Origin of the sequence: Pseudomonas sp. (assembly GCF_041601375.1) — a bacterium.
Taxonomy (GTDB): domain Bacteria; phylum Pseudomonadota; class Gammaproteobacteria; order Pseudomonadales; family Pseudomonadaceae; genus Aquipseudomonas.
The window spans coordinates 1-17,013 of sequence record NZ_JBFIIG010000086.1 but is presented as its reverse complement, the minus strand read 5'-3'; the positions used below and the strand labels follow the sequence as shown (position 1 = coordinate 17,013).

16 protein-coding genes are annotated in these 17,013 nt (G+C 64.8%); 7 read left to right on the top strand and 9 right to left on the bottom strand.

What is annotated here, in order from left to right; translation table 11 throughout:
• Both ABZE94_RS12655 and ABZE94_RS12650 read right to left on the bottom strand, forming a co-directional pair.
• On the bottom strand, positions 1-313 hold a 313-nt coding region (locus ABZE94_RS12655; RefSeq protein WP_372875873.1), incomplete at its 3' end, for an OsmC family protein.
• Complete coding sequence (locus ABZE94_RS12650) at positions 300-521, bottom strand: hypothetical protein (RefSeq protein WP_372875872.1); 222 nt, start codon at positions 519-521, stop codon at positions 300-302. The genes ABZE94_RS12655 and ABZE94_RS12650, both read right to left, overlap by 14 nt.
• A 179-nt stretch (positions 522-700) precedes the next feature.
• Between ABZE94_RS12650 and creD the strand changes: the two genes are divergently transcribed.
• The gene (gene creD, locus ABZE94_RS12645; protein ID WP_372875871.1) at positions 701-2,074 is read left to right on the top strand and encodes a cell envelope integrity protein CreD; all 1,374 of its coding nucleotides are present in this window, start codon (positions 701-703) and stop codon (positions 2,072-2,074) included.
• Positions 2,071-2,376: a hypothetical protein gene (locus ABZE94_RS12640; protein ID WP_372875870.1), complete on the top strand. Its 306-nt coding sequence runs from the start codon at positions 2,071-2,073 to the stop codon at positions 2,374-2,376. The genes creD and ABZE94_RS12640 overlap by 4 nt, the downstream gene beginning before the upstream one ends.
• A gap of 192 nt (positions 2,377-2,568) precedes the next feature.
• On the opposite strand, the gene ABZE94_RS12635 is transcribed toward ABZE94_RS12640, so the two are convergent.
• Positions 2,569-3,198, bottom strand: coding sequence for a glutathione S-transferase family protein (locus tag ABZE94_RS12635; RefSeq protein WP_372875869.1), 630 nt, complete (start codon positions 3,196-3,198; stop codon positions 2,569-2,571).
• A gap of 116 nt (positions 3,199-3,314) precedes the next feature.
• Positions 3,315-3,737: a hypothetical protein gene (locus ABZE94_RS12630; RefSeq protein ID WP_372875868.1), complete on the bottom strand. Its 423-nt coding sequence runs from the start codon at positions 3,735-3,737 to the stop codon at positions 3,315-3,317.
• A gap of 318 nt (positions 3,738-4,055) precedes the next feature.
• Between ABZE94_RS12630 and ABZE94_RS12625 the strand changes: the two genes are divergently transcribed.
• The 3 genes from ABZE94_RS12625 to yegQ all read left to right on the top strand — a co-directional run bounded on the left by ABZE94_RS12625 (position 4,056) and on the right by yegQ (position 7,558).
• The gene (locus ABZE94_RS12625; RefSeq protein ID WP_271349900.1) at positions 4,056-4,322 is read left to right on the top strand and encodes a DUF4212 domain-containing protein; all 267 of its coding nucleotides are present in this window, start codon (positions 4,056-4,058) and stop codon (positions 4,320-4,322) included.
• 10 nt (positions 4,323-4,332) lie between these two features.
• Positions 4,333-6,099, top strand: a complete 1,767-nt coding sequence (locus tag ABZE94_RS12620; protein ID WP_372875867.1) for a sodium:solute symporter family protein — start codon at positions 4,333-4,335, stop codon at positions 6,097-6,099.
• Between the two features lie 142 nt (positions 6,100-6,241).
• Complete coding sequence (gene yegQ / locus ABZE94_RS12615; RefSeq protein ID WP_372875866.1) at positions 6,242-7,558, top strand: tRNA 5-hydroxyuridine modification protein YegQ; 1,317 nt, start codon at positions 6,242-6,244, stop codon at positions 7,556-7,558.
• A 463-nt stretch (positions 7,559-8,021) separates the two neighbouring features.
• On the opposite strand, the gene ABZE94_RS12610 is transcribed toward yegQ, so the two are convergent.
• The 3 genes from ABZE94_RS12610 to ABZE94_RS12600 form a co-directional block, all read right to left on the bottom strand.
• The gene (locus ABZE94_RS12610; RefSeq protein WP_372875865.1) at positions 8,022-8,729 is read right to left on the bottom strand and encodes a PolC-type DNA polymerase III; all 708 of its coding nucleotides are present in this window, start codon (positions 8,727-8,729) and stop codon (positions 8,022-8,024) included.
• Positions 8,726-10,657 (bottom strand): putative nucleotidyltransferase substrate binding domain-containing protein, encoded by a 1,932-nt coding sequence (locus ABZE94_RS12605; protein WP_372875864.1) that lies wholly within the window; start codon positions 10,655-10,657, stop codon positions 8,726-8,728. The genes ABZE94_RS12610 and ABZE94_RS12605 overlap by 4 nt, the downstream gene beginning before the upstream one ends.
• A 145-nt stretch (positions 10,658-10,802) precedes the next feature.
• Positions 10,803-12,980: a malate synthase G gene (locus ABZE94_RS12600; RefSeq protein WP_372875863.1), complete on the bottom strand. Its 2,178-nt coding sequence runs from the start codon at positions 12,978-12,980 to the stop codon at positions 10,803-10,805.
• 329 nt (positions 12,981-13,309) lie between these two features.
• Between ABZE94_RS12600 and ABZE94_RS12595 the strand changes: the two genes are divergently transcribed.
• Together ABZE94_RS12595 and ABZE94_RS12590 are read left to right on the top strand one after the other, a co-directional pair.
• The gene (locus tag ABZE94_RS12595) at positions 13,310-13,765 is read left to right on the top strand and encodes an N-acetyltransferase family protein (RefSeq protein WP_372875862.1); all 456 of its coding nucleotides are present in this window, start codon (positions 13,310-13,312) and stop codon (positions 13,763-13,765) included.
• Between the two features lie 68 nt (positions 13,766-13,833).
• Positions 13,834-14,355: a glycine cleavage system protein R gene (locus ABZE94_RS12590; RefSeq protein WP_372875861.1), complete on the top strand. Its 522-nt coding sequence runs from the start codon at positions 13,834-13,836 to the stop codon at positions 14,353-14,355.
• Positions 14,356-14,644: 289 nt separating this feature from the next.
• On the opposite strand, the gene rarD is transcribed toward ABZE94_RS12590, so the two are convergent.
• Together rarD and ABZE94_RS12580 are read right to left on the bottom strand one after the other, a co-directional pair.
• Positions 14,645-15,535, bottom strand: coding sequence for an EamA family transporter RarD (rarD, locus tag ABZE94_RS12585; protein ID WP_372875860.1), 891 nt, complete (start codon positions 15,533-15,535; stop codon positions 14,645-14,647).
• Positions 15,536-15,823: 288 nt separating this feature from the next.
• Positions 15,824-16,798, bottom strand: coding sequence for a serine/threonine protein kinase (locus ABZE94_RS12580; RefSeq protein WP_372875859.1), 975 nt, complete (start codon positions 16,796-16,798; stop codon positions 15,824-15,826).
• Positions 16,799-17,013 lie beyond the last annotated feature (215 nt).

Genomic DNA, 17,013 nt, shown 5'->3' with positions numbered 1-17,013 from the left:
GCTTGCCGGCGGCATTGGCGCTCATCTGGCCGTGCGCCTGGTCGTGGTAGCGGTCTACGCAAAAGCCCTGTTGGCCGGCGATGGCGAGAAACCAGAGCATATGGCAGCTGGACAGCGAGGCGACGAAGGCCTCTTCCGGGTCCACCGCCGCCGCATCCGAAAACGGTACGGGCACCACATGGGGCGATGAGGAGCCGGCTACTTCCACGCCGCCATCGAAACGCAGCAGGTGCCTTCTGCTGTAGCGGTTGTCGAGAAAGTTCTGTTCGCCGCGTTGCCAGAGCACTTCGGCGCCATATTCAGCGTGGGACATGCGGGTTCCTCTCCGGATTGAAGGCCGCGCGCCGTTCGGCGGCACAGAGCTGCTTGAGGTCGGGCATTTGGGCGCCGCCAGCGCGCTGGATGGCGCGAAAGCGTGCCCGCCATTTGACCGAGACGGGCAGGGCGGCGATCAGGTCGTCCGGGGCCCGGGTCTCCAGTACGGCGGCGTGGGGCGTGGCGTAGGGGTTGCCTGGGTTCATCGGCCGGTCATCCTTGCTGGCTGGGGAGTTGCGGCAAGCTAACCCGTTACCCGGTCGCTGTCCACGGGCGCCTGGGCAGGTTGCCCGAACTCTCCATCGAGTCTCCATCTGCCCTGCATAAAACCACCATCCGGCCTGCCCAGACTCTGCCCACCTCAACCGCATCGGAGCGTGCACCAATGAATCGTATTCTGGGTTTCAAGCTGGGCGCCATCGCCTTGTTGATCCTGCTGTTGCTGATTCCCCTGTCGATGATCGGCGGGCTGGTCAGCGAGCGGCAGTATCAGCGCGAGGCGGTGTTGCAGGACATCGCCCGCAGTTCCAGTTATCGCCAACAGCTCACCGGCCCCATTCTGGTCCAGCCCTACACCAAGGTCTGGCAGGAGTGGAAAACCCACGCCAAGAGCGGCGAGCGTTATCTGCAGGAGCAGCGGCGCAGCGGGCGTCTGTACTTTCTGCCGGAGCGTTTCGTGCTCAATGGCCAGGTGAGCACCGAGGAGCGCGCGCGGGGCATTTACAAGGCGTTGCTGTACCGCAGCGATAACCAGATCAGCGGCGTCTTCAAGCTGCCGGTGCGCCTGGGCCTGGGCGATGAGCTGGACCTGTACCGCTTCGACACGCCGTTTCTGGCGGTGGGTATCAGCGATATCCGCGGCATCGGCAATGACCTGCAAGTGCGCCTGAATGGCACGACCCTGGGCTTCGCTCCGGGCAGTGGCGACAAGCGTTTCGGTGCCGGTGTGCATGCGCCTTTGCCGGCGCTGGACAGCCGGGGCGGGCAAGCGCTGGAGTTCGCCTTCGACCTCAAGCTGCAGGGCACCGAGCAGCTGAGCATCACCCCGGTGGGCCGCGACAGCCGGGTCGAGCTGAGTGCCGACTGGCCGCACCCGAGCTTTGTCGGCGAGTACCTGCCGAGCAGCCGCGAGGTGTCGGCCCAGGGTTTCAAGGCGCATTGGCAGACCAGTTTCTTCGCCACTAACCTGCAAGAGGCGCTGCAGGATTGTGTGCACAAGGACAGTTGCCAGGGGCTGGCGGCGCGCCACTTCGGCGTGAGCTTTGTCGACCCGGTGGACCAGTACCTGAAGACCGAGCGGGCGATCAAATATGCCCTGTTGTTCATCGGCCTGACCTTCGCCGTGTTCTTCCTGTTCGAGGTGCTCAAACGCATGGCGGTGCACCCGGTGCAGTACGCCCTGGTGGGCATGGCCCTGGCCCTGTTCTATTTGCTGTTGCTGTCGCTCTCCGAGCACCTGAGCTTCGCCAGGGCCTACGCCATTTCGGCGCTGGCCTGTGTGTCCCTGATCGGTTTCTACATCAGTCACGTGCTGCACAGCTGGCGTCGCGGCGCGGCCTTCGGGGTGTTGCTCGGCGCGCTCTATGGCCTGCTGTTCGCCCTGCTCGGCGCCGAGGACTATGCCCTGCTGATGGGCTCGCTGCTGGTCTTCGCGGTGCTGGCTGGCGTGATGGTGCTGACCCGCAAGCTCGACTGGTACGGCGTCGGTAAAAAGCCGTCGCCCAGTCCTGGCTGCGCCACTGCGGGGAGTCCGTCATGATGCGTTTGTTCGTGCGCTTTTCTGCCTGTCTGGCCCTGGGCCTGGCGGTCGCCGTGCTGGTGTTGATCGGCCTGATGTTCGCCGGCCAGTTCGGCCTGATCGACGCCCTGCTGCTGTCAGGCAAACCGCTGGCGCAGCTGAGCCTGATCCTGCTGCCCGAGACGTTCTGGCACGAGCTGAGCGGCCAGGCGGACGCCGCGCAGAACCCTGCGCTGCCGTCCTTCCTCAGTCTGTGTGCGGCGCTTGGGCAGCTCGCTCTGCTGTTGGCCGGTGGCCTCTTGCGCCTGTGGTACGGGCGATGAGCGGGCATATCGGCTTGCGCGAGGAGGCGCGCGCCGGGCATCTGCTGGCGCGGCGAATCGCCCGCTTGTTCGCCCCGGCGCGGGGCGCTGGGCAAGCGTCGCGCCAAACGCGGGTAGCAGGTGAGCAGCCGCGCGCCCGGATCGCCAGCAAGCTGGCTCCTACCAAGAATGGCTGATGGCCCGCCGCCGGGCTCAGGCCGGCGGCTGGGTGGCCTGCATCGACGGGCGCTGGCTGACCTCGGCATACCAGGCGGCCAGTTGTGGATAGCGCTGACGCCAGTTGGATTCGGGCTGGCGAAAATCCAGGTAGCCGAGGGCGCAGGCGACGCCGATCGCGGCGATATCGAAGTGGCTGGCCAGCTCGGCGATGGCCTCGGCTTCCAGCCGCGCCAGGGCACGCTCGATCTTCGCCTGCTGGGCCTCCAGCCACTCGGGCCAGCGCTTGTCCTCGGGGCGCAGGAAACTCTCGTAGCGCATCAGCACCGCGGCATCGAGCACCGCGTCGGCCAGCGCGGCCAGGGTCAGGCGCCGCCAGCGCGCGCTGCCGCTCGGCGGGATCAGCGGCTCGCCGACATGCTGCTGGTCGAGGTAGTCGAGGATCACCCGGCTGTCGTACAGCACGTTGCCGTCGGCCAGGCGCAGTGCGGGGATCTTGCCGGCCGGGTTGAGCGCATTGACCGCCGCGCTCGGGCTGGTCGGGCTCAGTTGCACCTCCTGCAGGGCGACCCGCCCGAGTTGGCCGGTCTCGTGCAACAGCAGCATGACCTTGCGCACGAAGGGCGAGGAGGGCGAGTGGAACAGGGTCATGCTGGGTGTGGACATGGAACGACTCCAGGGTGGGGATGCAGGAACACTAAGCCGGCTTGGCAAAAATCGCCACAGCGCGTAGGCCGTACTCGCGCAGCAGTACGCCCTGCGCGCAAGCGGCGGGCTGTTCGCTACGCTCCTGAGTCCGCCCTACCCGGAACCAGCTGTTGCGCCGGGCTGCGGCTATCGAGAGCCGATAGCCGTTGCCATGGCTGATCGGGACATCGCCTTTTCTCTGCCCGTTCAGTAGCGGGATGCCATAGGGGCCGCGGCCCAGCGGCCCAGCGGCCCAGCGGCGCCGGCCAGACCTCGATCTGCCGGGTGGCCGGGTCGAGGCGGCCGTAGAAGCCATTTTGCCCGGTAAACCAGAGGCGTCCCTGCGCATCGAACACGGCGGTATTCAGGTTGGCCCGGGCCGCGCTGGCCGGCAGGGGAAACACCTCGATCCCGAGGTCGGCGCCATCGACCCGGACGATGGCGTTGAGCCCGTTGTCGGTGACCCAGGCCGCACCTTGGCCATCGACAATCAGGCCGAGGAAGAGGAGACGGTTCATGGCGAGCTCCCGAAGCAGAGGTGCATAGCGTTATGGACCGGAAAACCGGCCGAAGGTTACCGATTGCGGGCACAGCCGCTACGGCAGTCGCCGGTTGCTCCGCGAATCCCGGACTTGAGCGGCTCCCGCGCATTCGACCTTGGTAGGGGCGGCAGTGCCGGCCCTGCCGGGTTTTGTGCCTGAACGTCGCGCAATTGGGGGCTTGCACGCCTTCTGCAAGTGGCAGGGCGCGGGCACTCGACCAAAGTCGCACTGGCGGTCGCCACTGGTACTGCTAAGTTGCAAGGGTCAAAACAACAAAAACGAGGAGTCCCTCACATGTCCGTATCCAAGCAAGAGGCCGCCAAGGCCTACTGGAAAGATAACCTGCGACTGATGTTGATCCTGCTGGCCGTCTGGTTCTCAGTGTCATTCGGCGCCGGGATTCTGTTCGTCGATCAACTCAATACCATTCAGTTCTTCGGGTTCCCTCTGGGCTTCTGGTTTGCCCAGCAGGGGTCAATCTATGTGTTCGTGGCGATGATTTTCTTCTACGTGTGGAAGATGAATCAGTACGACCGCAAGCACGACGTCCACGAAGAATAAGGCGCCGAACATGGATACCCAAACTCTGATCTACCTGTTCGTCGGCGCGACTTTTGCGCTCTATATTGGCATCGCGTTGTACACCCGGGCCGGTTCCACCAGTGAATACTACGTCGCCAGCAAGGGCGTACACCCGATCCTCAACGGCATGGCCACCGGCGCCGACTGGATGTCGGCGGCGTCGGTCATCTCCATGGCGGGGATCATCTCCTTCGTCGGCCTCGATGGTAGCGTGTACCTGATGGGCTGGACCGGCGGTTACGTGCTCCTGGCCATGTGCCTGGCACCCTACCTGCGCAAGTTCGGCAAGTTCACCGTGCCGGATTTCATCGGCGAGCGTTACTACTCGCAGACCGCGCGACTGGTGGCGGTGATCTGCGTGATCTTCATCTCCTTCACCTACGTGGCCGGGCAGATGCGCGGCGTCGGTATCGTCTTCTCCCGTTACCTGGAAGTGGACATCAACACCGGCGTAGTGATCGGCATGTGCATCGTGTTCTTCTACTCCGTACTCGGCGGCATGAAGGGCATCACCTACACCCAGGTGGCGCAGTACTGCGTGATGATCTTCGCCTACATGGTGCCGGCGATCTACATCTCGATGATGATCACCGGTAACCCGATCCCGCAACTGGGCTTCGGCAGCGATGTGGTCGGCACCAGCACCTCGGTACTCGAACGCCTCAATGGCCTGAGCACCGAACTGGGCTTCGACACCTACACCGATGGCAAGAAGTCGACCATCGACGTGTTCTTCATCACCATGGCGCTGATGGTCGGTACTGCCGGTCTGCCACACGTGATCGTACGCTTCTTCACCACCCCGACCGTGCGTGCAGCCCGTCTGTCCGCCGGTTATGCCCTGCTGTTCATTGCCATTCTCTACACCACCGCTCCTGCTATCGCGGCTTTTGCCCGGATCAACCTGTTGACCAGCATTCCTGAGCTGCAATACAGCGAAGCGCCGCAGTGGGTGAAGAACTGGGAGAAATCCGGTCTTATCGCCTGGATGGACAAGAACGGTGACGGCAAGATCCAGTACGGCCCAGGCGCTCCATTCGTGGGGGCGCCGACTTTCGCCGGCGAAACTGGAGAAAGTGGCGAGCGCGTGGTGACCAACGCACCGACCGAAGCGGCTACCGAGTTCTACGTGGACCGCGACATCATGGTGCTGGCCAACCCGGAAATCGCCGGTTTGCCGGGCTGGGTGATCGCCCTGATCGCCGCGGGTGGTCTGGCGGCGGCACTGTCGACCGCTGCGGGCTTGCTCTTGGTGATTTCCACCTCGATCTCGCATGACCTGCTCAAGAGCAACCTGATGCCCAACATCAGCGAGAAGAAGGAGCTGCTCGCCGCACGTCTGGCGGCAGGTGTGGCGGTGCTGGTGGCCGGCCTGTTCGGTATCTACCCGCCGGCCTTCGTGGCGCAGGTGGTGGCGTTCGCCTTCGGCCTTGCCGCGGCCTCGTTCTTCCCGGCCATCGTCATGGGGATTTTTTCCAAGAAGATGAACAAGGAAGGCGCGATTGCCGGCATGGTGGTCGGTCTGGCCTTCACCTTCAGCTATATCGTCTACTACAAGTTCATCTTCCCGACTGCCGGGCCGGCTGACTGGTGGTTCGGTATCTCGCCTGAAGGCATCGGTACCCTGGGCATGATCTTCAACTTCATCGCTGCCATCGCAGTGGCCCAGATCACCGCCGCACCGCCGGAGCATATCCAGCACATCATCGAAGACATCCGCATCCCCCGTGGGGCAGGCGCTGCGATCGATCACTGAGTGCTAAAGCGCTAAACAGAACGCCCCGGAAACGGGGCGTTTTGCTGTGTGCGGGATTCCGGCTTTTTATAGATGCAGATCAAGGTCGATCGGCCATCACGCCCTTAAAATCGCGACCCCTGGATTTTCGAGCGTGCGGCATATGGCCTCCTCACCCCGTTACCCCGAACTGCTGTCCCCGGCCGGCACCCTGAAGAACATGCGCTTCGCCTTCGCCTATGGCGCCGATGCGGTCTATGCCGGGCAGCCGCGTTACAGCCTGCGGGTGCGCAACAACGAGTTCGACCACCGCCACCTGGCCCTGGGGATTGCCGAGGCCCATGCCCAGGGCAAGCAGTTCTATGTGGTGGTCAATATCGCGCCGCACAACGCCAAGCTGAAGACCTTCCTCAAGGATCTGGCTCCGGTGATCGAGATGGGCCCGGATGCGCTGATCATGTCCGACCCCGGCCTGATCATGCTGGTGCGCGAACACTTCCCGCAGATGCCGATCCACCTGTCGGTGCAGGCCAATGCGGTGAACTGGGCCAGCGTCAGGTTCTGGCAGCAGCAGGGCCTCTCTCGGGTGATTCTGTCGCGCGAACTGTCGCTGGAGGAGATCGGTGAGATCCGCAGCGAAGTGCCGGAGATGGAGCTGGAAGTCTTCGTCCACGGCGCGTTGTGCATGGCCTATTCCGGACGCTGCCTGCTGTCCGGCTACATCAACAAGCGCGACCCCAACCAGGGCAGCTGCACCAACGCCTGCCGCTGGCAGTACAAGGCCGAAACGGCGCAGGAGAACGAGCTGGGCGATATCGTGCGCCTCGTCGAGCCGACCCTGGGTGCAGGCGCGCCGACCGATCAGGTGTTTCTCCTCGAAGACGGTAGCCGCCCCGGCGAGCAGATGGCCGCCTTTGAAGACGAACACGGCACCTACATCATGAATTCCAAGGATCTGCGCGCGGTGCAGCACGTCGAGCGCCTGGTGCAGATGGGCGTGCATTCGCTGAAGATCGAGGGCCGGACCAAATCCCATTACTACGTGGCGCGCACCGCCCAGGTCTACCGCAAGGCGATCGACGATGCTGTGGCCGGCCGGCCGTTCGACAAGTCGCTGATGGGCACCCTGGAATCCCTGGCCCACCGCGGTTACACCGAGGGGTTTCTGCGTCGTCACGTGCATGACGAATACCAGAACTACGAGCGCGGCAGCTCGGTTTCCGAACGCCAGCAGTTCGTCGGCGAACTGACCGGCGAACGCCGTGGCGAGCTGGCCGAAGTGCGGGTGAAGAACCGCTTCGCCCTCGGCGATGGTCTGGAACTGATGACGCCCCAGGGCAACCTGCGCCTGCGCCTGGATGCCCTGGAGAATCGCCAGGGCCAGGCAATCGACGTGGCGCCGGGCGACGGCCATGTGGTCTACCTGGCGCTGCCAGCCGAGGTGCGGTTGGAGTACGGGTTGCTGATGCGCGATCTCTAGGGAGGCTGCGCGTTACCCCGCCACCTGTGCGCTGGGTGGGTGGATGCAAAGCGCATCATCCACCAGGTCGTCCTGCTGGGGGGGGGGCGTGCCGCTGATCGCTCAGATGCGCAGCGATAACCCGTTCGTTATTGCGGCGCACCAAGCAACCGATGGTGCACTGCCTGCGGCGAGTGACACCCTACGGAGTGTGGGTTGCCACGGAACGGGCGGATACCCGTTCGGAGCGCCGCGACAGCCCACCAGCTGTTATGCCGCGCCGAGCAACCGATGGTGCACTGCCTGTGGCGAGTGACACCCTACGGACCGCGGGATAGTCAAAATTACGCGATACCCGCGGAAACCGTAGGGCGGCCTCGGCGCGAAGCGACAGCCCGCCGGCTTTTGTGCCGCGCCAGGCAACCGATGCTGCACTGCCTGCGGCGAGTGACAGCCTAGGCGTGAGCGCCGTGCGCCCCATACATCAAAGGGAGTGAGCGCGCTGGCGCCGGCGCCAGCTGGCCAGGCGCTGGTGCAGGGCCAGCAGGCTGTCGAGTTGTTGCTGGCGCGCCTTGCTGAACAGGATCAGGGCCAGCTCGGCGGTGACCAGGGCGTCGGCGCTGGCGTGATGGCGCTGCTGCGCCTGCAGGCCGAAATAGCGGGTCCAGTCGTCCAGTCCGCCGCGCGGGATCTTCGCCTGCGGGCAGAGCAGCGGCGCCAGTTCGGCGACATCGAAGAAGCGGTGGCGCAGGCTGTAGCCCAGGCTCTGCTTGAGCGCGCGCGCGAGCATGCGCTGGTCGAAACCGGCGTGGAAGGCCAGCAGCGGGCTGTCGCCGAGGTACTCCATAAAGGCCAGCAGGGCCTCGGCCGGCTCGCTGCCGGCGGCGATCTGGCTGGGCGCCAGGCCGTGGATCAGCACGCTGGGGCCGACCTTGTGGTCGAGGCGTTGCAGGGTGCATTCGAACTGCTGGCCGAGGTCGATGGCGCCGCCTTCGATCACCACCGCACCGATCGACAGCAACTGGTCGCGCTTCATGTCGAAGCCGCTGGTTTCCAGATCGAGCACCACCAGGCGCTGTTCGCCCAGCGGCCGCTGATCGAGGCTGGCCGGTGCGGCCAAACCGATGCGCCGATCCAGTTGCGCTTCGAGCAGGGCGGGGCCGCGGCCGCTGAACCAGGTGAACTGACTCATAGCTGATAGCGCAGCGTCAGGCTGCTTTGCAGGCGCTGGGCCTGGCGGAAGGCTTCGCGCAGGATGCGTCTGTCCAGCTGGTTGAGGCTGTCCGGATCGATGCGGTTGGAGTAGGGCCGATCCTGCTTGGCTTGCAGCTGATGCTGTTGCATGCGCGTCTGCTGGATGAAGTGGTAGGCCTCTTCATAGGCGGCGCCGTCGAGCGGCTCGATCACCCCCTTGGCGATCAGCTCGCGCAGGCGCTCCAGGGTGTTGCAGCCTTCGACGCCGTGGGCCAGGGCCAGCAGACGGGCGCCATCGACGAAGGGGGTCAGGCCCTGCACCTTGAGGTCGAGGGTGTCTTTCTCGGCGCCTTTGCGGGCCACCACGAAATCGCGGAACAGCCCCAGCGGCGGGCGCTGGCGCAGGGCGTTCTCGGCCATCATGCGCTGGAACAGGCTGTTGCCCGCGATCTGCTTGAGCAGACCCTGGCGCACCAGGTCACAGCCGTGAGCATCGCCCCAGACCACCCGCAGGTCGAAGTAGATGCTCGATTTGAGCAGGTTCTCCGGGGTCGCCTCATCGATAAAGCTGTTGAAGCGCCGCGTCCACTCGTGGCGCGACAGGCACAGCTCCGGGTTGCCGGCCATGATGTTGCCCTTGCACAGGGTGAAACCGCACTGGGCCAAGCGCTGGTTGATTTCGACGGCCAGCGGCAGCAGGCGTCTGCGCATGTCGGCGGCGGTCACCGAGTCGGCGGCCTCGAACAGGATGCCGTTGTCCTGGTCGGTGTGCAGAGTCTGTTCGCGGCGGCCCTCGCTGCCGAAGCACAGCCAGGTGAAGGGCACGCCGGGGTCGCCGAGGTCTTCCAGGGTCAGCTCGATCACCCGGCACACGGTGTGGTCGTTGAACAGGGTGATGATGTGAGTGATCTGGGTCGAGCTGGCGCCGTGGGCGAGCATGCGCTCGACCAGTTGCTGGATGTCGTTGCGCAGCGCGGCCAGGGTCTCGACCGAGCCGGCATGGCGGATGGTGCGCGCCAGATGGACCAGGTCGACCCGCTGCAGGGAGAACAGATCGCGCTCGGAGACCACGCCGCACAGGCGCTCGTGTTCGACCAGACAGATGTGGGCGATATGCCGCTCGGTCATGGCGATCGCCGCCTCGAAGGCGCTGGCGTCGGGCGGCAGATAGAAAGGCTCGAGCGTCATCAGGCTGTCGATCGGCTGATCCAGCGAGCTGCCGTCGGCGATCACCCGGCGCAGGTCGCGCAGGGTGAAGATGCCCAGGGGTTTGAGCGCCGGATCGACGATGACGATGCAGCCGACGTGCTGCTCGTGCATCAGCTGCACGGCCTTGCGCAGCGGTGTGGCCGGCGGGCAACTGATCGGCTGGCGCATGGCCAGTTCACCCAGGCGGCTGTCCAGCGAGTACTGCGCGCCGAGGCTTTCCACGGCGCGCATCTGTACCTGCTGGTTGACCTGGTCGAGCAGGCTGCTGACCCCGCGCAAGGCGAAGTCGCGAAACGGGTTGGACAGCGAGAACAGCTTGACGAAGGCCGGCTTGTTCAGCAGCAGGCAGAAGGTGTCCTCGGCCGCCAGGTGTTCGGTGCGGGTGGCGCGCTCGCCGATCAGCGCGGCCAGCGGGAAGCATTCGCCGCTGGTGATTTCGAAGGTGGTTTCGCTGCCGCGCTTGGCCGAGTGCGGACGCTCGCCATGCACATGGCCCTGCTTGACGATGTAGAAGGATTCGACCGGGCCATCGGTCGGCTTGATGATGGTCTCGCCCGCGCTGTAGAAGCGCAGCTGGCAGTTTTCCACCAGGTAGGCCAGGTGGGCCAGGTCCATCTGGTTGAACGGGGGGTATTTCTGCAGGAACTCCACGGTGCCGTGGATGTTCTGCAACACCGCTGTCTTGCCCGCCTGGGTGTAAGCGTCCGCTTTGCTCATGCCGCGCGGCCTCGAAGCAACTGTGAATGACTATGGTCTGCCCCATCGGCCGGGGTGCCCATTGGACGTAAGTCTAGAAGGCCGGTGCCCAGGCACAAAAAAACCGCCCCGGAGGGCGGCTTTTCGGTGTTGCGGCAGCAGCGGATTACAGGCCGTTCTTCGCCTTGAACTCGCGGCGGCGACGGTGCAGCACCGGCTCGGTATAGCCGTTGGGCTGCTTGGTGCCCTCGACCACCAGTTCCAGGGCCGCCTGGAAGGCGATGTTGCCGTCGAAGTCCGGCGCCAGCGGGCGGTACAGCGGGTCGCCGGCGTTCTGCCGATCGACCACCGGCGCCATGCGCTTGAGGCTCTCGACCACCTGCTCAAGGGTGACTACGCCGTGGCGCAGCCAGTTGGCCATGTGCTGGCTGGAGATGCGCAGGGTGGCGCGGTCTTCCATCAGGCCGATGTCGTTGATGTCCGGCACCTTGGAGCAGCCGACGCCCTGGTCGATCCAGCGCACCACGTAACCGAGGATGCCCTGCGAGTTGTTGTCCAGTTCGTTCTGGATTTCCTCGGGCGTCCAGTTGGTCTCGGCGGCCAGGGGGATGCTCAGGATGTCGTCCAGCGACGCCGGCGCACGCTTGGCCAGTTCGGCCTGGCGGGCGAACACGTCGACCTGGTGGTAGTGCAGCACGTGCAGCGCGGCCGCGGTCGGCGAGGGGACCCAGGCGGTGTTGGCGCCGGCCAGCGGGTGGGCGATCTTCTGCTCGAGCATCGCCGCCATCAGGTCGGGCATGGCCCACATGCCCTTGCCGATCTGTGCACGGCCCTGCAGGCCGCAGGCCAGGCCGACGTCGACGTTGTTGTCCTCGTAGGCGGCGATCCACTTCTGGCTCTTCATGGCGGCCTTGCGCACCATGGCGCCGGCTTCCATCGAGGTGTGGATCTCGTCGCCGGTGCGGTCGAGGAAGCCGGTGTTGATGAACACCACGCGCTCGGAGGCCTCCTTGATGCAGGCCTTGAGGTTGACCGTGGTGCGCCGCTCTTCGTCCATGATGCCGACTTTCAGGGTGTTGCGCGGCAGGCTGAGGACGTCCTCGACGCGGCCGAACAGTTCGCTGGTGAAGGCGACTTCTTCCGGGCCGTGCATCTTCGGCTTGACGATGTAGATCGAGCCGGTGCGGGTGTTCTTGCGGCTGGTGTTGCCATTGAGGTTGTGGACGGCGATCAGGCTGGTCAGCAGTCCGTCCATGATGCCTTCCGGTACCTCGAAGCCCTGGCTGTCGACGATCGCGTCGATGGTCATCAGGTGACCGACGTTGCGGATGAACAGCAGGCTGCGCCCGTGCAGGGTCAGCTCGCTGCCGTCGGCCTGGGTGTAGACCCGGTCCGGGTTCATGGTGCGGGTGAAGGTCTGGCCACCCTTGGACACGTTCTCGGCCAGGTCGCCTTTCATCAGGCCCAGCCAGTTGCGGTAGACCACCACCTTGTCGTCGGCATCGACCGCGGCGATCGAGTCTTCGCAGTCCATGATGGTGGTCAGCGCCGCTTCCATCAGCAAGTCCTTGACCCCGGCGGCATCGGTCTGGCCGACCGGGGTGCTGGCGTCGATCTGGATTTCGAAGTGCAGGCCGTTGTGTTTGAGCAGCACGGCGATCGGCGCCTGGGCGTCGCCCTGGAAACCGGCCAACTGGCTGTCGTCGAGCAGGCCGCTGTTGCTGCCGCCCTTGAGGCTGACCAGCAGTTTGCCGGCTTCGATGCGGTAGCCGGTGGCGTCGACGTGGGAGCCGGCGGCCAGCGGTGCAGCCTGGTCGAGGAAGGCGCGGGCGAAGGCGATGACCTTGTCGCCGCGAACCTTGTTGTAACCCTTGCCTTTCTCGGCACCGCCTGCTTCGCTGATCGCGTCGGTGCCGTAGAGGGCATCGTACAGCGAGCCCCAGCGGGCGTTGGAGGCATTCAGGGCGAAACGCGCGTTCATCACCGGTACTACCAGCTGCGGGCCGGCCAGACGGGCGATTTCCTCGTCGACGTTCTCGGTGCTGGCCTGGAAGTCGGCCGGCTGCGGCAGCAGGTAGCCGATTTCTTCGAGGAAGGCCTTATAGGCGACGGCGTCGTGGGCCTGACCGGTGCGGGCCTGGTGCCAGGCGTCGATCTGCGCCTGGATCTGGTCGCGCTTGGCGAGCAGGGCGCGGTTTTTCGGGGCCAGTTCGTTGATCACGGCCTCGACGCCGGTCCAGAACTTGTCGGCAGCGATGCCGGTACCGGGGATGGCTTCGTTGTTCACGAAGTCGAACAGCACTTTGGCGACCTGCAGGCCACCTACTTGAACGCGTTCAGTCATCACTTGCCTCACTCTGCTCAGCTCTTCAGCTCTACTCGATAGCCGCTTCGGACCTGGGGTTTAAGTCTTGTAGTCCAAGGCGCGGCATACTACATCAAGATTCTTGGAAAATCAGTGGGTGCGCGTCGTTGTGCGACCAAGAGACGCTCTGCAGTCATTGCGAGGACGCTGTGTTCTCAGAAATGGCAATTATTGTTTCATAAAACATTTAAAACGGTACACATTAATTCTGTCGGCCTTGCGGGGCGCTTCTATACTGCGACGACGGCAGGGGTCGCCAAGCGCAAATGCCGGCACTGCGCGATCTGAGTTAGCGGAGGAAGTGAACGATGCACATACATCCGGCTGGCCCGGCCGATCTCGACGACCTGATCCGCTTGTTTGCCGGCTATCTGCAGTTCTACCGCGAGGATAAGCCGCTGGCGGCGATCCGGGTTTTTCTGACGCAGCGCCTGAGTCGGGGCGACTCGCAGCTGTTCCTGGCGCGTGACCCGCAGGGGGTGGCGCTTGGCTTCGTCCAGCTTTACCCGTTCCAGGCTTCGCTGGCGCTGCAGCCGGCCTGGCTGTTGAGCGACCTCTATGTGCTCGAGGCCGCCAGGCGTCGGGGGGTTGGCGAAGCGCTGATGAACACCGCCCGCACCCATGCCGAATCCACTGGGGCCTGCGGTTTGCAGTTGCAGACGGCGAAGAGCAATCTGGCCGGGCAGGCGTTGTACGAGCGACTCGGCTATGTGCGCGACGAGCTGTTCCACACCTATTGGCTGACCTTGCCGCCGCCCGACTGAACGCGGAGCCGCTGCCGTACGCACGGCTCTGCACAACCTGACTGCTGAACGATAACGAGAGGCTTGCCATGGATCATCTGGTACTAACGGTCATCGCCAAGGATCAACCCGGTCTGGTCGAGCGTCTCGCCCAGTGCGTGGCCGACCACGGCGGCAACTGGCTGGAAAGTCGCATGTCGCGCATGGCCGGCCAGTTCGCCGGGATTCTGCGCGTCGCGGTGCCGGCCACGGCCCGCGCCGAGCTGGTCGAGGCGCTGCAGGGCCTGAGCGCCGAGGGGATCCGCGTGCTATTGGAGCAAGGCGCCGCCGAACCCTCCGGCAACTGGAAACCGATTCATCTCGATCTGGTCGGCAATGACCGGCCGGGCATCATCCGCGACATCACCCGCTTGCTCGCCGAGCACGGGGTCAACCTGGAAAGCCTGAGCACCGAAGTGGCGCCGGCACCGATGAGCAGCGAGTTGCTGTTCCACGCCGAAGCGCAGCTGGCGGTGCCGCTGGAGTTGTCCCTGGATGTGTTGCAGGCCAAGCTGGAAACCCTCGCCGACGACCTGATGGTGGAGCTCAACCTGCGCACCGATGTGGGATAAGGGTTGCAGCTGTGCACATATCCACGCTTGGCGTGGGTATCGCTGTGGATAAGCTGGGGAGTTCCGGCTCCCCGGTTAGTGCCCCGCAGCTCTCCGGGATCTGGTTAAAAAAGCAGCTGTTTCAATAACTTGTGCACACAGACCGGGGATGCTTCTGTGGATAAGGTCGGGATGGATGGCTGCACGCCAGGATTGACGCGGCATGCAGGTGGCTGAACGTTTTTTGTACAGCGTTGCGTTGGTGTTGGTGTAGGGGCGGGGGCTCGGCGTCCCCCGCGCTCCTACGGGATCAGCCTTCGCGCTTGCGCAGGGTCAGCCAGGCATCGACGCTGTAGAGCGCCAGACCGGCCCAGATGCAGATAAAGGCCAGCAGCTTGCTCGGGTCGAAGCGCTCGCCGAACACCGCGACCGCCAGGATCAGGATCAGGGTCGGGGTGATGTATTGCAGAAAGCCCAGGGTGGCGTAGGGCAGGTGGCGCGCGGCGGCGTTGAAGCACACCAGCGGGATCAGGGTGATGGGCCCGGCCGCGACCAGCCAGAGGGCTGCGGGCGTGCTCCAGAACTCGGCCTGGCTGCCCATCGCGGCCGGATGCCAGAGCAGCCAGCCGATCGCCAATGGCAGCAGCAGCCAGGTTTCCACCACCAGGCCGGGCAGTGCGGCGACCGGCGCCTGTTTGCGGATCAGGCCGTAGCAACCGAAGCTCAATGCCAGCACCAGCGACACCCAGGGCAGGCTGCCGAGCTGCCACACCTGCTGCGCCACGCCCACGGCGGCGAGACCGACCGCCAGCCATTGCAGGCGGCGCAGGCGTTCGCCGAGCAGCAGCAGGCCGAGCAACACATTGACCAGCGGATTGATGTAGTAGCCGAGGCTGGCTTCGAGCATGCGCTCGTTATTCACCGCCCACACGTACACCAGCCAGTTGCAGGCGATCAGCAGGCCGCAGGCCGCCAACACGCCCAGGCGCTTGGGGTGGTCGCGCAGTTCGCGCAGCCAGCCCGGGTGTTTCCAGACCAGCAACAACGCGGCGCCGAAGACTGCCGACCAGAGTGCGCGGTGGACCACGATCTCCAGCGCCGGGATGTGCTGGATGGCTTTGAAATAGAGCGGGAACAGGCCCCAGATGCAGTAGGCGGTCAGGCCGAGAATGTACCCGCGACGCGGGTTGGCGGTGGCCATGCAGAATCCTTTTTCGGGCAACTGGCAGGGGAGGCAGCATTCTATGCGCAAGGCCGGCCCCTGTCCGGGCGGCCAGGTTTTTTCCCCCGGCCGCACCACCTTTTCCCGTAAAGCTGTCTTTACGGGGGAGGGTGTAACTGTTGCGCTGTAATGCTGGCAGACCATTGCCGGGCGATAGGCCTGTTAGCTGTCGCCTGGGCGTTAACGGGTAGGGGGGGCGCTGTGCGCACCTGCCTGGTTCGCGGATTCTTGGTGCGCGCGGCGCACCCTACAAACCAGCTGCGCGGCCTAGAACAGCCTGAGCGGCTCCTCGTCCAGCGCCGCCAGTTGCTCGCGCAGCATCAATACCTGTTCGCCCCAATAGCGTTCGCTGCCGAACCAGGGGAAGCTGTGGGGGAATGCCGGGTCGTCCCAGCGCCGCGCCAGCCATGCGCTGTAGTGCATCAGGCGCAGGGAGCGCAGGCCTTCGATCAGTGGCAGTTCGCGCGGATTGAAGTCGTGGAACTCCTGATAGCCGTCCATCAGTTCGGACAGCTGGCTGAGGCGCTCGTGGCGCTCGCCGGCCAGCATCATCCACAGGTCCTGCACGGCGGGGCCCATGCGGCAGTCGTCGAGGTCGACCATATGGAAGGTGTCGTCGCGGCACAGCAGGTTGCCGGGGTGGCAATCGCCGTGCAGACGAATCGCCTGCACCGGGTTGTCGGCGAACAGCGTATCGAGGCGTTTGAGCAGGTCACGGGCCACCGATTCGTAGGCCGGCAGCAGGCTGCGCGGGATGAAGTTGCCCTCGAGCAGGGTGGCCAGCGAGGCGTGGCCGAAGTTTTCCACCTGCAAGGCTTCGCGGTGGGCGAAGGGCCGCAGCGAACCGACCGCATGCAGGCGGCCGAGCAACTGGCCGAGGCGGTAGAGTTGCTCCAGATTGCCCGGCTCAGGTGCGCGGCCGCCGCGCCGCGGGAACAGGGTGAAGCGAAAGCCCGCATGCTCGAACAGGGTCTCGCCATCGCGCACCAGTGGCGCCACCACCGGCACCTCGCACTCGGCCAGCTCGAAGGTGAAGCTGTGCTCCTCGCGAATCGCCGCGTCGGTCCAGCGCTGCGGCCGGTAGAACTTGGCAATCAGCGGTGTTTCGTCCTCGATACCCACCTGGTAGACGCGGTTTTCGTAGCTGTTGAGCGCCAGGATGCGGGCATCGCTGAGGTAGCCAATGCTCTCCACGGCATCCAGTACCAGGTCGGGGGTCAGTGCGGCAAATGGGTGGGACATGATCGGCTCCGGTCTCTGGGCCGAAGAGTGTAGCGCTTATCCGGGGCTGGGCGTGCGCTGCTGATCCAGGCCTCTAGCCCAATGAAATGGACTCCTCCCTCCTACGGCGTCAATGCGCCAGACTGAAGTTGTCAAGACAAGCAGTCACGAAGGGAGGAGTCATCATGAAACTTAACCGAATCGGTGTTGACCTGGCAAAGCAGGTTTTCCAAGTG

Coding starts and splice junctions, on each gene's coding strand:
- ABZE94_RS12610 (WP_372875865.1), bottom strand. CDS start 8,729: ATGAGTCAGTTCACCTGGTTCAGCGGCCGCGGCCCCGCCCTGCTCGAA.
- rarD (WP_372875860.1), bottom strand. CDS start 15,535: ATGGCCACCGCCAACCCGCGTCGCGGGTACATTCTCGGCCTGACCGCC.
- ABZE94_RS12635 (WP_372875869.1), bottom strand. CDS start 3,198: ATGTCCACACCCAGCATGACCCTGTTCCACTCGCCCTCCTCGCCCTTC.
- ABZE94_RS12640 (WP_372875870.1), top strand. CDS start 2,071: ATGATGCGTTTGTTCGTGCGCTTTTCTGCCTGTCTGGCCCTGGGCCTG.
- ABZE94_RS12650 (WP_372875872.1), bottom strand. CDS start 521: ATGAACCCAGGCAACCCCTACGCCACGCCCCACGCCGCCGTACTGGAG.
- ABZE94_RS12630 (WP_372875868.1), bottom strand. CDS start 3,737: ATGAACCGTCTCCTCTTCCTCGGCCTGATTGTCGATGGCCAAGGTGCG.
- ABZE94_RS12620 (WP_372875867.1), top strand. CDS start 4,333: ATGGATACCCAAACTCTGATCTACCTGTTCGTCGGCGCGACTTTTGCG.
- creD (WP_372875871.1), top strand. CDS start 701: ATGAATCGTATTCTGGGTTTCAAGCTGGGCGCCATCGCCTTGTTGATC.
- ABZE94_RS12590 (WP_372875861.1), top strand. CDS start 13,834: ATGGATCATCTGGTACTAACGGTCATCGCCAAGGATCAACCCGGTCTG.
- yegQ (WP_372875866.1), top strand. CDS start 6,242: ATGGCCTCCTCACCCCGTTACCCCGAACTGCTGTCCCCGGCCGGCACC.
- ABZE94_RS12595 (WP_372875862.1), top strand. CDS start 13,310: ATGCACATACATCCGGCTGGCCCGGCCGATCTCGACGACCTGATCCGC.
- ABZE94_RS12600 (WP_372875863.1), bottom strand. CDS start 12,980: ATGACTGAACGCGTTCAAGTAGGTGGCCTGCAGGTCGCCAAAGTGCTG.
- ABZE94_RS12580 (WP_372875859.1), bottom strand. CDS start 16,798: ATGTCCCACCCATTTGCCGCACTGACCCCCGACCTGGTACTGGATGCC.
- ABZE94_RS12625 (WP_271349900.1), top strand. CDS start 4,056: ATGTCCGTATCCAAGCAAGAGGCCGCCAAGGCCTACTGGAAAGATAAC.
- ABZE94_RS12605 (WP_372875864.1), bottom strand. CDS start 10,657: ATGAGCAAAGCGGACGCTTACACCCAGGCGGGCAAGACAGCGGTGTTG.